The sequence below is a fragment of the Serinicoccus sediminis genome, assembly GCF_004153545.1.
GTDB classification, from domain to species: Bacteria; Actinomycetota; Actinomycetes; order Actinomycetales; family Dermatophilaceae; genus Ornithinicoccus; species Ornithinicoccus sediminis_A.
Window position 1 is genome coordinate 1 of sequence record NZ_SDVA01000003.1, and the last position, 14,494, is coordinate 14,494.

Below are 14,494 nucleotides of genomic sequence, written 5' to 3' on the forward strand. Positions count from 1 at the left end.
GCCCGGTCCGTGCCGCCCGGGTCGACCGCCCCGCGGTCGGGCCCCGTCGCAGCCGCAGCCGGCCCGTCCGGCGCCCGCGCTCGCTCGTGGGCGCGGTCGCCGCGCTGCTCTGAGACCGCCGGGCCGGGTCAGCCCTCGGCGAAGAGGCGCCGCACGACGCGTTCGGCGCTGTGCCCGTCGTCGAGGTGGTTGAACCGCTCGACCCAGTCGTCGTAGCGCTGCGCGTACCGCTCGGTGTCGTCCATCGCCCGGATCGCGCGGACCACGTCGGCCTGCGTGCTCACGACCGGGCCCGGTGCCTCCTGCTCCAGGTCGAAGTAGACGCCGCGCACGTCGTCGCGGTACTCGTCGAGGTCGGGGACGTAGAAGATCATCGGCCTGCGCGTGACCGAGAAGTCGAACATCACCGAGGAGTAGTCGGTGATCATCGCGTCCGCGGCGAGGAAGAGCTCGGTGATGCTCGGGTACGTGGTGACGTCGACCACGCCCGGCAGCTCCACGCTGCGACCGTGCCCGACGGTGCGCGAGTGTCCCCGCAGCAGGACGACGTAGCCCTCACCCAGCTCGGCGGTGAGCCGCTCCAGGTCGAGGAAGAGCACCATGCCCGCGGCGTTGTCCCGCCAGGTCGGGGCGTAGAGGACCGCCTTCTGGTCCGGGCGGATGCCCAGCCGCTCGCGGACCTCCTCGCCCGACCCGTCCACGAGCGCGTCGTTGCGGGGATATCCCTCCTCGTAGAACGTCCCCTCCCAGGCGTAGGCGCTGCGGAAGATCTCCGTGCTGTGGTGGTTCTGGCTGAGCAGGATGTCCCACTTGTCCCGCTCGACCACGAGCGCGGCGCGGGTGGATGCCCCGGCCGTGGGGCGGTCCAGGCCGATCCGCTTGAACATCGACCCGTGCCAGGTCTGGAGGACGGTCTGGAACGGCTGGGGGACGAACCTGCTGCGCAGCCAGTCGTTGGCGATGACGTAGCGCGAGCGGGCCCGGGCGTCGAACCACGCCTGCGTCCCCTCCACGACGGGGACCGCGCCCTCGGGCACCGGCACCGACAGGTCGGTCACCCCCCAGTAGCGCACCCAGTCCGGGTGCTCGCGGGCGATGACGGCGTCGAGCGCGAAGGGGTTGCAGGTGGCGAGCCGGCCGTAGAAGGACTCCAGGTAGACCGAGCGCTGCGGCTCGTGCGGACCCAGGAGGTATGCCGCGTCCATCCGCCGCTGGTGGAAGGACCCGAGCTCGTCGGGCCCACGGGTGAGGCCCACGCGCAGCCGGAACGACCGGCCGCGGCCGGTCTCCCAGCGCAGCCGGGCCTCCTCCAGCGGGAGCTTCTCCGGCGTCCGGGCGACCAGGGCCGGCGCGGCCGCCACCCGCACCGTGCCACCGGCGGGATCGACCCCGCGCAGCACGTAGCTGCCGACCCGGGGGAGCCGGGCCGGCCCGCCCCACTGTCCCTGCAGCAGGTCGGCCGAGGCGGACCAGGTGCCGTCCGGGGCGAGGTCCGCCTGGACGGACAGGGTCTGCCGACGGCCGACGAGGCCGAGGGTCAGCCCGTCCGCCGTGCCGCCCCAGGTGCCGGTGAACCGCAGCCGCGGGTCGGGACCGGCATCCAGGGTCGCGGTGGTCACCACCAGCGCGGTGCCGGTCTCCCCGACCAGCAGGCTGCCCCCGTCGCCGGAGTAGGCGAGCAGCCCGGAGCGGACGTCCTGCACCGGGGGCGCCTGGTCCAGCGGCGTGGCCACCACGTGCTCGGCCCCCTGCTCGTCGACCACCACGACGCGGTAGGTCTGCGCCACCAGCCGCTGGCCCTCGTGCACGTCACCCAAGGGGGCCGGCCGGGTGACGTCCGCCTGCTCGGCAGAGACCTCCTCGAGGTCGAGGTCGGTCGTGCGATCGAGGGCCCCCTGCGTGGCCGACTCGTCGGTCTCCAGCCCCACCAGGTCGTTCTCCAGCCCGGTCGTCGTCCACGTCTCGGGCACCTCGGCGGTCACCAGGACGCGACCCACGCGCTCCTGCACCGGCTCGGCCGTCATGGGACGGCGGGCGTCGCGCGACACCAGCTCGACCCGGGCGGCGCGCACCCCCCGCAGCTCGAGCTCGGCCCGGACCTGCCGGCCGTCGATCTCGACGCCGGTGGCCATGACCCGCGGACGGATCCGCTCGACGGACAGCCCGCGCCGACGGACCCAGCGGGGGACGAGCTGCGTCCCGTCCTCGACGGTGCGCGCGCCCAGGATGCGCGCCGACCCCGAGCGGTGACGCGACTTCAGGGTGCCGGAGGAGGCTCTCCCGTCGGCGTCCGTCACGCGCACGTGCACCCACCAGGGGCGCGGGTCCGTCCCGGCCAGGAGCGGGGTCAGGTCGAGGCGGGCGACGAAGCCGGTGTTGGCGTAGTCGAACTCGGCACGCCGGGCCAGCCCGTTGATCTCCATCTCGGTGACCGGGCGCACCTGCGCGCGGATCGGGTCGGGGTCGCCGCGACGCCGCAGCTCCACCTCGATCCGCGGCGCCTGCGGATGGCCGTAGCCCCGCTCGTAGGCCCAGCCGCTGATCTCGTAGGTCGCGCCCTCGCACCACCGCGCCGCCCACAGGGTGGCCACCCAGCCGACCTGGCGCCGGGTCACCGTGTTGAGGGCGCGCCGGGTGGTCTGCCGACCCAGCACGTAGGCGCGCTGGAGCAGCACGTTGTCCGAGGAGCGGGCGGCCGTCAGCCGGCGGCGCAGCACCCGGCGCGCGCGGCGGCCGAGGTGGTAGCGCCCGTCGCGCACGGCGGCCCGCACCCGTGCCACGCCCGACGGCGGCGGTGCTGCAGGCAGCGGCGCCGCCATCAGGAGATGACCCGGGCGTCCGCCCGCGCGCGCTCGATGACGTCGGCGATGGCGACCGACTCCGCGGCCCGCAGCTTGTACGACTCGGCCGTCTCGTTGCGGATCAGCCAGGCGAACTCCGCCAGCTCGTAGCGCAACCCGTCGCCGTCGAACTTGTAGTAGTACTTCTTGTTCTCCCGGCTGTCCTCGAAGCGGGCCTCGAAGTACTCCGTCTTCCACCACGGGGCCGGGACGTAGAGGTATCCCGCGCTGCCGCCCACGACGAGGTCGCCCTCGGCCTTGACGCCCAGGCCGGTCCGGGCCGTGGCCTCGCCGTGCCGGAAGGTCAGGTCGATCTTGGAGTACACCTCGACGGCCGACCCCTCGGGGCGCAGCGAGGTCGTCCGGACGTCCGTGACCTCGGTGCCCAGCAGCTTGACCACCGCCACCAGGGGGTAGCTCGCCAGCTCCGAGACGCTCCCGCCCGCCGGCGCCTCCAGCTCGCGTCCCTCGTCCACCAGCTTGGTGAAGGTGGCGTCGACCGAGCGGACCTGGCCGATCGCGCCGCTGCGGGCGAGGGCCACCATGCGCTGGAACCCCGGCGCGAAGGCGGTCTTGATGGCCTCGACCAGGACCAGCCCCCGCTCCCGGGCCTGGGCGAAGAGACGCTCGGTGTCCTCCCGGGTCAGCGTCATGGGCTTCTCGCAGAGCACGTGGACCCCGGCGTCGAGCGCGCGGCGGGTGAAGTCGGCGTGCGTGTCGTGCGGGGTGGCGACGTAGACCGCGTCGACGGCCGCGAGCAGGTCGTCGTAGTCCTCGAACGCTTGGTTCAGCTCGTGCTCCGCCGCGAAGGCCTCGGCGGTGCGGTGCGTGCGGTTGTGCACCCCCTCGACGCTGATGCCGCTGACGAAGCGGGCCTCCTGCACGAGCCGGTGCGCGATCCGCCCGGCACCGACCACCCCGAGCTTGATGACGCCCGCCTCGTTGCGCAGCTGGGTGCTGGACACGCCCTTGGTCCGCTCGAGGTAGACGACGTCGCAGTAGTCCTTGAGGTAGTCGAACCGGCCGAGCCAGTCGGACCCGATCGCGAAGACGTCCACCTGGTGCCTCTGGATGTCCTGGACCTTCTGGCCCTCGTACTCCTCGATGATGATCTTGTCCGCCAGACCGCTGTCCTCGACGTTCTTGATCCGGGTCATGAGGCTCTGCTGCACGTTGAGCTTGCCCCGGGCGTCGTCGTAGTTCTCCGTCGTCACCCCCACGATGAGGTAGTCGCCCAACGCCTTGGCGCGCTCCAGGAGGCGGCGGTGGCCCTCGTGGAACAGGTCGTAGGTGCCGTAGGTGATGACGCGCACTCTCGGTAGCCTCCTCGTGATGGACTCATGCGAGTATGCCTGCTGATGGTACGGACACCGAGATCCACGCCGCGCCGCCTCTTGGACCGGCTGCGGCGCTCGCTGCGCCCGCGCGAGGCCCGCCCCGCCCCGCCGGCGCCCACCCCGACCCCCCCGACGGCGCCACCGCTGCCGGTGAAGCGCCGGGACCCGGTCCCGGAGCTGCTGCCCCCGCCCGACGTCCTGCACGTCGTCGTGGTGGAGGGGATCCCCATGGAGTTCGGGGGGCGCACCGCCTCCATCCTCGCCAAGTGCCGCACCCTGCACGAGCTGGGCGGCATCCGGTCGGTCGTCCTGGTGCGCAACCACGCGCACACCCTGCCGCGGGCCGTCGAGGGCATGCGGCGACGTGGACAGCTGGGTGACGGGGTGGAGGTCCGCTGGCTCATGGACGCCTACCCGGACGCCACCGAGCCGGTCGACCCGCCGGCACCGACCCGGGAGACCGAGCACGACCTGGAGGCCAGGGGGTGGACCCGGCAGGGTCGCAACCTCGTGCACCGGGTCGACGGCGTCCCGCAGGAGCTGCGTCGCTTCCGGGACGGCGCCCTCGAGCACGTGGACGACTTCGACGCCGAGGGCCGACGGGTGCGGCGCGACGAGTACGACGTGACCGGGCGGCTGCGCCGCACGCTGCGGTGGGACGCCGGCGACGGGACGGTCCTGGAGCAGGTCTTCTACCGGCGCAACGGGGCCCCGATGTATGCCGTGACGCTGGCCCCGCCCGGGCGACCCGGCGGGCGGCCGCGCGAGGTGTCGGTGACCTTCTTCGACGAGTCCGGCGAGGTGGAGGAGACCCACGAGGGGTCGATGGCGCCGGTGGTCCACCGCGCCCTCGACGCGCTGACCGCGGGCCGCCCGACCGTCCTCGCCGTGGAGGCGCGGCAGGCGGACCAGGACCTCGTCGGCTACCGCCGCGACCACGTGCGCACCTGCTTCGTCGCCCACAACTCCCACCTGCAGACCGCCGACAGCGAGCTGGACGACCTGCGCGGCTCCTTCCGGCGGCTCTTCCGGCACCTGGACACGATGGGCGCGATGGTGTTCCTCACGGACAGCCAGCGCGCCGACGCCGAGGCGCTGCTGGGGCGGCGCGACACCTTCTGGGTGATGCCGCACGCCGCGCCGGGCACGGCCACGCACACCGAGGTCGAGCGCGACCCCCGGCTGGTCATCATGATGGGCCGCCTGGCGGGGCAGAAGCGCACCGACCACGGCATCCGCGCCTTCGCGAAGGTGCTCGAGCAGGTCCCCGACGCCCGGCTGGAGATCTACGGCGAGGGCGTCCGCCGGGCCGAGCTGCAGCAGCTCATCGACGACCTGGGGGTCGCCGGCTCGGTGACCCTGCAGGGCTTCACCCAGCAACCCGGGCGGGAGTACCGGCGGGCCACCCTGTGCCTGCAGTCGTCCAGGTTCGAGGGCGCGCCCATGGTCTTCGTCGAGGCGCTGCGCCAGGCGTGCCCCATCGTCAGCTACGACATCCGCTACGGCCCGGCGGACATCATCGACCACGGGGTCAACGGCTTCCTGGTCCCCGACGGCGACATCGAGGGGCTGGCGGCCCGGACCGTGCAGGTGCTGCGCGACCCGGGGCTGGCGAGCAGGCTCAGCGACGGGTGCGCGGGGGTGGACGAGAGGTTCGGGCAGGAGGCCTTCGCCGCCCGCTGGTTCCACCTCTTCCGGACCCTCTACGAGGACATGCCGGCCTCGGTCAGATGACGAGGAAGCGGCCGTGGCGCGCCATCCGGGCCACGTCGCGCCAGCGCAGCCGGCGCCGGTCCTCGCCGGGCTCGAACGGGTCCTCCCGCCACCCGTCGCGCCAGCCCGCCCACCACGACTCCAGGCCGTCCCGCTGGGTCGTCCAGCGCACCAGCTGGATGCCGGTCCAGCTGGTGACGTAGGCCAAGGCCAGCGGCCGGGGGAGGTTGCGGCGGGCCAGCCAGACCCGGTTGCGGGCGTTCTTGTAGAAGTAGTCGGAGTGCCGACGCGGGTCGACGACGGGGTGCCCGGTGCGGAGGGAGGGGACGTAGCGCACCCGGTAGCCGGCCGCCCAGACCCGCCACGCCAGCTCGATGCCCTCGTGCGCGTAGAAGAAGATCCCCGGCCAGCCACCGGTCGCCTCGAACGCCTCGCGGCGCATGGCCACGGTCATCTCGACGACGCTGAAGACGTCGGCCTCGGTATGCCGCTCGCGCGCGCCCAGGCGTGGGATCCACCGCCCCGGCTGGGCCGCCTCCGCGGCGTCCGGGTCCTCGATGAGCGGCTGTACGAGACCGACGTCGGGGTGCTCCTCGAGGTACCGGGCGGTGCGCAGCAGCACGTCCTCGTCGATGAGCCAGGCGTCGTCGTCGAGGAAGAACAGGACCTCTCCCTCGACGTGCGGCACTCCGGCGTTGCGCCCGGCGGGGATGCCCACGTTGGTGGGCAGGGCCAGGGTCTTGACCTGGTCCGGCAGCCCGGAGGGGTTCCAGGCGTTGCCCACCACGACGATGTCGAGCTCGACGCCGCGCTGGCGGAGCAGGGAGTCCAGGCCGCGGCGCAGCTCCTGCGGACGGCGGCCCTGGGTGAGCACCACGACGGCGAACCGGGGCGCGCTCATGCCGCCGCCTCCCGGCGCAGCCGTCCCGAGGCCAGGATCGCGGCCGCGTGCCCGGCCGTGACCGGGACGACGACCGCTGCCATGACGACGACCTGGACGCGCGCGGCGGCGAGGTCCTCGCCCAGGAGCGCCCCCACCAGCGCCACGGCGAGCGTCACGAGGGTCATCTCGATGGAGTGGAACATCCGGTGCACCGGCAGCAGCCGGGCCGCCCGGCGCAGGGTGCCCAGGACCGTGCGGGCGGGCACCGCCCGGGCCGCCGCGCTGTCCGGCAACGGCCCCAGCCCTGCCGCGGCGCGGGACGCGTGGACCATCTCGTTCAACGCCTTGTTCAGCACGAGGAAGGTCGCGAGGAGGGCACCGGCGAAGGCATATCCGAACCACTGGGCCGGGTCCTGCTCCTGCCCACCCACGAGGCCGGCGGCCCGCCACCCCAGGGCCAGCGCGATCGCGGCCTCGACGGTGTAGTGGCCGACCTTGTCGAGGAAGATCCCGACCGGGCCGGACAGCCCCTTCCACCGGGCGATCTCGCCGTCCGAGCAGTCCAGCAGCATCTGCAGCTGGGCCAGCAGCGCACCGAGCAGCGCGCCGGGCAGGCCCGGGACGAGCAAGGCCCCGGCGGCCGCCCAGCCGGCGACCATCATCAGCGCGGTCACGCCGTTGGCGCTGAGCGGGGTCGGGATGAGCGCCCGGGTCAGGTGCGGCGACAGGCGACGGAGGTAGAGGTCGCCCGTCCAGTGCTCGGCGTTCCCGCGGGCGAGGACCTCCGGCGGCTGGGCGACCGCCCGGACCTGCTCGAGGGTGGGCCGGGCAGGTCGCAGGCCGTCGGCGGCCGACGGGTCAGCCATGGACCATCTCCCTCGCTCGACCGGGACCTCGGACGCGCAGGAGTCTAGACGGTGAACGCCAGATGTCCTCCGGCGCGAGGTGCCCGGACGCCGGGGTCAGTCGGGCGGCGCGATGGAGGTCTGTGCGGGCAGCTCGTCCTGGGGGACCAGGCCGACGGGGCAGGTGTAGCCGTTGGGGCCGTGGTTGCAGTAGCCGCCGGGGTTCTTGTGGAGGTACTGCTGGTGCGCCTCCTCGGCGTAGTAGAAGGGCCCCGCCTCCTCGGCCGGCCGCATCTCGGTGACGATCGGCCCGTGCCCGGCCCGGGCCAGCACCTCGCCGAACGCCGCGGCGGTCGCGCGGGCGGCCCGCTCCTGCTCCGGCGTGGTCCAGTAGATGGCCGAGCGGTACTGCGTGCCGATGTCGTTGCCCTGCCGGTCGGCCGTGGTCGGGTCGTGGTTCTCCCAGAACGCCTTGAGCAGCCGCTCGGGGTCGGTGCGGGTGGGGTCGTAGGCGACGAGCACCGACTCGGTGTGCCCGGTGCGGCCCGTGCACACCTCGCGGTAGGTGGGGTTGGGTGTCGTCCCGCCCTGGTAGCCGGCAGCGGTCGACACGACCCCGGGAAGCTGCCAGAAGATGCGCTCCGCGCCCCAGAAGCATCCCATCGCGACGGTCATCACCTCGGTGCCCTCCGGCCACGGCCCGTGCAGGGACGTGTCGAGCACCACGTGGCGCTCGGGGATGTCGGGGAGGGGGGTGGGACGGCCGGGGAGCGTGCTGTCGCGGAACATCCTTCGAGTGTCGCACCGACCCCGCGGCGGTGCCAGCGGACCCCGCGCGGGGTCGACTCCTGGGCGCCCGAGGGCTAGACTGGGCGGTCGATCCACGGTCCGGGCCCTTCGGTGGCCCGGACCTTGTGTTTGGGGCGAGCCGCGGTGCGCGCGGCTGTTCGAGACGCACGACCCGCCGGACGTGGCCGCACCATGCTGCGGCCACGCACGCGAGACGACACGAGGAGAAGAAGTGACCGACACCGCAGCAGCCAGCTACCTGACGCAGGAGGCCTACGACCGCCTCGAGACCGAGCTCACCCAGCTCAAGGAGGAGGGGCGCTCGGAGATCAGCAAGCGCATCGAGGCGGCGCGCGAGGAGGGTGACCTCAAGGAGAACGGCGGCTACCACGCCGCCAAGGAGGAGCAGGGCAAGATGGAGGCCCGCATCCGCCAGCTCGAGCACCTGCTGCAGAACGCCGTGGTCGGTGCCGCCCCGACCGAGAAGGGCGTCGTGCAGCCCGGCAGCGTCGTCACCGTCGAGATGTTCGGCGACACCGAGACCTTCCTGCTCGGGTCCCGCGAGATCATCGGCGACGACAGCGACCTCGACGTCTACAGCGAGCAGTCGCCGCTGGGGGCGGCCCTGCTGGGCGCCCGGTCCGGCGAGACGGTGAGCTACGAGGCCCCCAACGGCAAGACCGTCGAGGTCAAGATCGTGGAGGCCGCGCCCTTCCAGTCCTGACCCGGGCCGCGCTGGGCGCGCGACCGGTGCTCACCCCTCGCGCGGTGCCTCGTCGGCGTACCAGCACTGGTCGACGTAGCCGGTGATGGCCGGGGAGGCCGTGGCGACGCCCTCGACGTGCCGGCTCGGGGACGCGGGAGCCGGGGCGACCCTCACCTCGGTCCGACCGACGACGACGTGCGCCTCGGACTGCGCCTCCAGGCTGCAGACGACCTCACGGTCGGGATCGCGCCGCAGGTCGAAGCGCACGTCGACCCGGCCGTCCGAGACCACCTCGAAGCCGGTGTTGACCCAGTGCGCCCGGCCCTGCGTCGCCTGGACCCCCCAGACGACGGCCACCAGGCTCATGAGTGCGACGGCGACGAGACCGACCACCCACCAGCGGCGGTCGCGCGGCCGCGAGCGTTCCTCGGCCTCCGCCTGCTCCTCCACCCGGTCCCAGTCCACCCCACCGTCGGTGGCGGGTCGCGGCTCGGGCGGCTCGGGGCTGCGGGCGGTCACGTGCGGCTGCCTTCCGGGGTGGTGAGAAGATGTCCTGGTGCCGCGCAGCGGCACCTCCACCATTGTCCGCCACCCGCGGGTCGACCCTGACGTCGACCCCGGCGGACCCGACGCGGAAAGGACCGCCGATGCCCAGCAACGGACCGGGGCTACGCCTCATGGCCGTGCACGCCCACCCCGACGACGAGTCGAGCAAGGGCGCCGCCACGGTGGCGCACTACGTGGCGCAGGGGGTCGACGTCCGCGTGGTCTCGTGCACGGGCGGGGAGCGCGGCGACGTCCTCAACGAGAAGCTCAAGGACGACCCGCACATCATGCGCGACATCAGCCAGGTGCGCAGGGACGAGATGGCGCGAGCGGCCGAGATCCTCGGCGTGAGCCACACGTGGCTCGGCTTCGTCGACAGCGGGCTGCCCGAGGGGGACCCGCTCCCGCCGCTGCCGCAGGGCTGCTTCGCCCTGGAGCCGCTCGAGGTCACCACCGAGGCGCTGGTCCGGGTCATCCGGGAGTTCCGTCCGCACGTGCTCACGACGTACGACGAGAACGGCGGCTACCCGCATCCCGACCACATCATGACCCACACCGTCACGATGGCGGCCTTCGAGGCCGCCGGTGACCCCGACGCATACCCGCACGCGGGGGAGCCGTGGCAGCCGCTCAAGGTCTACTACAGCGGATGGGACCCCCAGCGGATGGTCCGGCTGGACGAGGCGATGGTCGAGGCGGGCCACGAGCCGCCGTTCGCCGACTGGCGCAAGCACCTGGGCAGCCGGCCGCGCCGCGTCCTCACCACCCGGGTGCCGTGCGGCGACCAGTTCTCGGTCCGCGACGACGCGCTGCGCGCCCACGCGACGCAGGTGGACCCGGACGGGCACTGGTTCCGGGTGCCGCTGGAGATCCAGCAGCGGGTGTGGCCCACGGAGGACTACGAGCTGGCCCGCTCGCTGGTGGAGGTGGACCTGCCCGAGGACGACCTGTTCGGCGGCCTGCGCGACCGGGCGGAGGAGGAGCTGGACCGGCTGTGCCGCCAGGTGCACGACCGTGACGCCGACGGGTCCCTGACGCTGGTGCACCGGGGCGAAGAACCGCTGCCGCCCCTGGACCACGAGCCCCCCGGCGAGGACGGTGACGCCGACGGCGACGGCAAGGACGACGTACGCCGCGAGGAGGGGCACGAGCAGTGAACACCACCGGCGTCCAGATCACCGCTGGTCTGGGAGGGTTCCTCGTCCTGTTCGGCCTGTGCCTGGCCGTCTGGTTCCTGGGGCGCGACCTCACGCGGCGGCTGCGCCGGATGCGCCGCGCCGAGGACGCCCGGCTGGAGCAGGAACGACTGCAGCGTGAGCGCGCGGCTGCGCCGCAGGACCCCGAGGGGCGGGACGAGGACGAGGACCCCATCGGCTGACGGCGGCCGCAGGCCGGACCGCCGGTGCCGGGCGGGGGGCCGCCTCAGGCGGTGGGCACGGTGCCGACGGTGAGGCTGAGGTAGGCGGCCGCCCAGTGCGCGGCGAAGGCGGCCACGGTGAAGGCGTGGAAGACCTCGTGGAAGCCGAACCACCGCGGCGAGGGGTTCGGCCGGCGCAGGCCGTAGACGACCGCACCCAGGGTGTAGCACAGGCCGCCCAGGGCGATGAGGCCGACGACGAGCGGACCGCCCGTGCGCCACATCGGCACCAGGAAGAAGACCGCCACCCAGCCCAGCGCGATGTAGACCCCCGTGTAGAGCCAGCGTGGTGCGCCGACCCAGAACACCCGGAAGAACACCCCGGCGACCGCCCCGGACCACACCACCCAGAGCAGGACCTGCCCCTGACCGGGCGGCAGGAGCATCACCGCGAACGGCGTGTAGGTGCCGGCGATGATGAGGAAGATGTTGGCGTGGTCCCAGCGCTTGAGGACCTGGGCGGTGCGGGGGCTCCAGCGGCCACGGTGGTAGAGCGCGGAGGTCCCGAAGAGCAGGACCCCGGTGACGGCGAACACCAGGGCGGCCAGCCGCGCGGCGGGCGTCGGTGCGAGGGCGACGAGGACGGCCCCGGCGGCCAGCGCGACCGGCACCATCCCCAGGTGCAGCCACCCGCGCAGGTGCGGCTTGACCTGGTCGACGACGGAGCCGAGCGCACCGTGGGTGGCGCTCGTGCGGGCGGGAAAGGGCATACCCTCCAGGCTAACCTACGCAACCGTAGGTTACGAAACCGTAGGTTGACGATCCGTCGCCGACCGGGCGCTCCCACGGTGCAGCCGTCGCCCAGGGCCGGCGGGTAGGTTGGGCGCATGCCGACGCCGAGGGACCTGGTCTACCGGGCCTACAACTCCTCGTTGCGCCGACACCTGCCCACCGACCGGCTGCCCCGGCACATCGGCGTGATGCTGGACGGCAACCGGCGCTGGGCCCGGCTGCGGGGGGCCGAGACCGCCGACGGCCACCGTGCCGGCGCGGAGAACATCGCCCCCTTCCTCGGGTGGTGCGAGGAGGCCGGCGTCGAGGTGGTCACCCTCTGGCTGCTCTCCACGGACAACCTCAACCGCCCCACCCAGGAGCTGGACCCGCTGCTCGCCATCATCGAGGGGGTGGTCGAGCAGCTCGCCGCGACCGGGCGCTGGCCGGTCCGGGTCGTGGGGGCGCTCGACCTGCTGCCGGGTCCGACGGCCGAGCGGCTGACCGGCGCGGTGGTGGGCACCGAGCAGGTGGACGGCATGCTCGTCAACGTCGCCATCGGCTACGGCGGCCGGCGGGAGATCGCCGACGCGGTGCGCTCGCTGCTGCGGGACGCCGCCGCCTCGGGGACGTCCCTGGAGGAGCTGGCCGCCACCGTGACCGTGGAGGACATCGCCGGCCACCTCTACACCCGGGGCCTCCCCGACCCCGACCTGGTCATCCGGACCTCGGGCGAGCAACGGCTGGGGGGCTTCCTGCTGTGGCAGAGCGCGCACAGCGAGTTCTACTTCTGCGAGGCCTTCTGGCCGGACTTCCGCAAGGTGGACTTCCTGCGCGCGCTGCGGGCCTACGCCGAGCGGGAGCGCCGGTTCGGGAGCTGAGCGACACGCCGCGCGCGCATGCGTGTGCGGCGCGGTCCCCGGCATACCGTCGGAGCAGACGCGGGGCACGCCCGCCCCGTCTCTCGGGAGGCCCACCACATGGAGCTCTGGCTCTGGCGGGGGGCCGGTTCCGGTTCACGCCGTGGCGTGGCCCGGTCCCGGACCGCCCATCGCCTGCGACGCGCTGCCGGCCGGCGCGTGTCGCCGAAGGAGCCCGCATGAGTCAGCACCACGGCACCGCCGACGTCCTCGACACCGACGTCACTCCCTTCGACGCCCTCCCCGAGGTCGGCCGCAAGACCTACGTCCTGGACACCTCGGTGCTCCTGTCCGACCCACGGGCGCTGCTGCGCTTCGCCGAGCACGAGGTCGTGCTGCCGGTGGTCGTCGTCACCGAGCTCGAGGGCAAGCGGCACCACCCCGAGCTCGGCTACTTCGCCCGCCAGGCGCTGCGGATGCTCGACGACCTGCGGGTGGCGCACGGGACCCTGAGCGAGCCGCTCCCGGTCGGCGGGGCCGGTGGCAGCCTGCGCGTCGAGCTCAACCATACCGACCCCGCCGCCCTGCCGGCCGGCTTCCGTCTCGGTGACAACGACACGCGCATCCTCGCGGTGGCCGCCAACCTCTCCGCCGAGGGTCACGACGTGACCGTGGTGAGCAAGGACCTCCCCATGCGGGTGAAGGCCTCGGCCGTCGGGCTGGACGCGCAGGAGTACCGCGCCGAGCTGGCGGTGGACAGCGGCTGGACCGGGATGGCCGAGATCGAGGTCGACGACGAGCAGATGCGTCAGCTCTACGACGTTGGTCGGCTGCAGCACCCGGAGGCCGCCGACCTGCGCGTGCACACCGGCCTCACCATCCTGGGCGCCTCGGGGAGCGCGCTCGGACGGGTCGCGCCGGACCGCTCGGTCAAGCTGGTGCGGGGCGACCGTGACGCCTTCGGACTGCACGGCCGGTCGGCCGAGCAGCGCATCGCGCTCGACCTGCTGCTGGACCCCGACGTGGGCATCGTCAGCCTGGGCGGTCGGGCGGGCACGGGCAAGAGCGCGCTGGCCCTGTGCGCCGGCCTGGAGGCGGTGATGGAGCGACGTCAGCACCGCAAGGTCATCGTCTTCCGGCCGCTCTACGCCGTGGGTGGCCAGGAGCTGGGGTACCTCCCGGGCAGCGAGAACGACAAGATGGGCCCGTGGGCGCAGGCGGTGTTCGACACCCTGGGGGCGGTGGTCTCCACGGAGGTCGTCGAGGAGATCCTGGACCGCGACATGCTGGAGGTGCTGCCGCTCACCCACATCCGTGGACGGTCCCTGCACGACGCCTTCGTCATCGTGGACGAGGCCCAGAGCCTGGAGCGCAACGTCCTGCTCACGGTCCTGTCCCGGATCGGTCAGAGCTCGCGGGTCGTGCTGACCCACGACGTCGCGCAGCGCGACAACCTCCGGGTGGGGCGGCACGACGGCGTGGCGGCGGTCATCGAGGCGCTCAAGGGGCACCCGCTCTTCGCCCACATCACGCTGCACCGCAGCGAGCGCAGCCCGATCGCCGCGTTGGTGACCGAGATGCTGGAGGGGCCAGACGCGCTGCTGTGACAGGGCTGACGTAGCGTAGTGGTCCCAGGCGTCACACCGGTCCCAGGTCGGTGTGACGTTGACCACGTCTGCCGGTCAGGGTTTGACGACACGCCCGTCCACCCGGCACCGTAGAGGCACATCACGTTTTGGTAACGCCGTCGAGCCCTGGATCACCGTCGATCATTCCTGCGGGGCTCGTCCCGTCGTGACGACAGCGACGGCGCCATCCCGACCGAGGAAGTTGTGCCCATGCCCCAT

At 73.3% G+C, this 14,494-nt stretch carries 13 protein-coding genes; 6 read left to right on the top strand and 7 right to left on the bottom strand.

The features are described from left to right. Window positions 1-128: 128 nt before the first annotated feature. Both EUS26_RS03705 and EUS26_RS03710 read right to left on the bottom strand, forming a co-directional pair. Window positions 129-2,819 carry a CDP-glycerol glycerophosphotransferase family protein gene (locus EUS26_RS03705; protein WP_130011843.1) on the bottom strand — a complete coding sequence of 897 codons (2,691 nt, stop codon included), beginning with the start codon at window positions 2,817-2,819 and terminating at the stop codon, window positions 129-131. Next, on the bottom strand, window positions 2,819-4,153 hold the full coding sequence (locus EUS26_RS03710) for a Gfo/Idh/MocA family oxidoreductase (protein WP_130011844.1): 1,335 nt from the start codon (window positions 4,151-4,153) through the stop codon (window positions 2,819-2,821). Before EUS26_RS03710 ends, EUS26_RS03705 begins: the two co-directional genes overlap by 1 nt. Before the next feature lie 45 nt (window positions 4,154-4,198). Here EUS26_RS03710 and EUS26_RS03715 point away from each other — a divergent pair, with 45 nt between their 5' ends. Next, window positions 4,199-5,911: a glycosyltransferase gene (locus tag EUS26_RS03715; RefSeq protein WP_130011845.1), complete on the top strand. Its 1,713-nt coding sequence runs from the start codon at window positions 4,199-4,201 to the stop codon at window positions 5,909-5,911. Here the strand turns inward: EUS26_RS03715 and EUS26_RS03720 are convergent. The 3 genes from EUS26_RS03720 to msrA all read right to left on the bottom strand — a co-directional run bounded on the left by EUS26_RS03720 (window position 5,904) and on the right by msrA (window position 8,407). Then, the gene (locus tag EUS26_RS03720; protein WP_130011846.1) at window positions 5,904-6,791 is read right to left on the bottom strand and encodes a glycosyltransferase family 2 protein; all 888 of its coding nucleotides are present in this window, start codon (window positions 6,789-6,791) and stop codon (window positions 5,904-5,906) included. The two genes, EUS26_RS03715 and EUS26_RS03720, sit on opposite strands and share 8 nt — an antisense overlap. Then, window positions 6,788-7,639, bottom strand: a complete 852-nt coding sequence (locus tag EUS26_RS03725) for a CDP-alcohol phosphatidyltransferase family protein (RefSeq protein WP_130011847.1) — start codon at window positions 7,637-7,639, stop codon at window positions 6,788-6,790. Before EUS26_RS03725 ends, EUS26_RS03720 begins: the two co-directional genes overlap by 4 nt. Before the next feature lie 96 nt (window positions 7,640-7,735). Beyond that, on the bottom strand, window positions 7,736-8,407 hold the full coding sequence (gene msrA, locus EUS26_RS03730; RefSeq protein WP_130011848.1) for a peptide-methionine (S)-S-oxide reductase MsrA: 672 nt from the start codon (window positions 8,405-8,407) through the stop codon (window positions 7,736-7,738). Between the two features lie 232 nt (window positions 8,408-8,639). Here msrA and greA point away from each other — a divergent pair, with 232 nt between their 5' ends. Then, the gene (greA, locus tag EUS26_RS03735; RefSeq protein WP_130011849.1) at window positions 8,640-9,131 is read left to right on the top strand and encodes a transcription elongation factor GreA; all 492 of its coding nucleotides are present in this window, start codon (window positions 8,640-8,642) and stop codon (window positions 9,129-9,131) included. A 30-nt stretch (window positions 9,132-9,161) separates the two neighbouring features. Here greA and EUS26_RS03740 read toward each other — a convergent pair whose 3' ends face one another. Further along, on the bottom strand, window positions 9,162-9,632 hold the full coding sequence (locus EUS26_RS03740; RefSeq protein ID WP_165368492.1) for a DUF4307 domain-containing protein: 471 nt from the start codon (window positions 9,630-9,632) through the stop codon (window positions 9,162-9,164). 128 nt (window positions 9,633-9,760) lie between these two features. Here EUS26_RS03740 and mca point away from each other — a divergent pair, with 128 nt between their 5' ends. Together mca and EUS26_RS03750 are read left to right on the top strand one after the other, a co-directional pair. Next, window positions 9,761-10,816, top strand: coding sequence for a mycothiol conjugate amidase Mca (gene mca, locus EUS26_RS03745; RefSeq protein WP_130011851.1), 1,056 nt, complete (start codon window positions 9,761-9,763; stop codon window positions 10,814-10,816). Continuing rightward, window positions 10,813-11,037, top strand: a complete 225-nt coding sequence (locus EUS26_RS03750) for a hypothetical protein (protein WP_130011852.1) — start codon at window positions 10,813-10,815, stop codon at window positions 11,035-11,037. Before mca ends, EUS26_RS03750 begins: the two co-directional genes overlap by 4 nt. Before the next feature lie 44 nt (window positions 11,038-11,081). Here EUS26_RS03750 and trhA read toward each other — a convergent pair whose 3' ends face one another. Beyond that, window positions 11,082-11,786, bottom strand: coding sequence for a PAQR family membrane homeostasis protein TrhA (gene trhA / locus EUS26_RS03755; protein ID WP_130011853.1), 705 nt, complete (start codon window positions 11,784-11,786; stop codon window positions 11,082-11,084). Window positions 11,787-11,903: 117 nt separating this feature from the next. Here trhA and EUS26_RS03760 point away from each other — a divergent pair, with 117 nt between their 5' ends. Continuing rightward, complete coding sequence (locus EUS26_RS03760; RefSeq protein WP_130011854.1) at window positions 11,904-12,668, top strand: isoprenyl transferase; 765 nt, start codon at window positions 11,904-11,906, stop codon at window positions 12,666-12,668. A gap of 218 nt (window positions 12,669-12,886) precedes the next feature. Continuing rightward, window positions 12,887-14,254: a PhoH family protein gene (locus EUS26_RS03765; protein WP_130011855.1), complete on the top strand. Its 1,368-nt coding sequence runs from the start codon at window positions 12,887-12,889 to the stop codon at window positions 14,252-14,254. Window positions 14,255-14,494 lie beyond the last annotated feature (240 nt).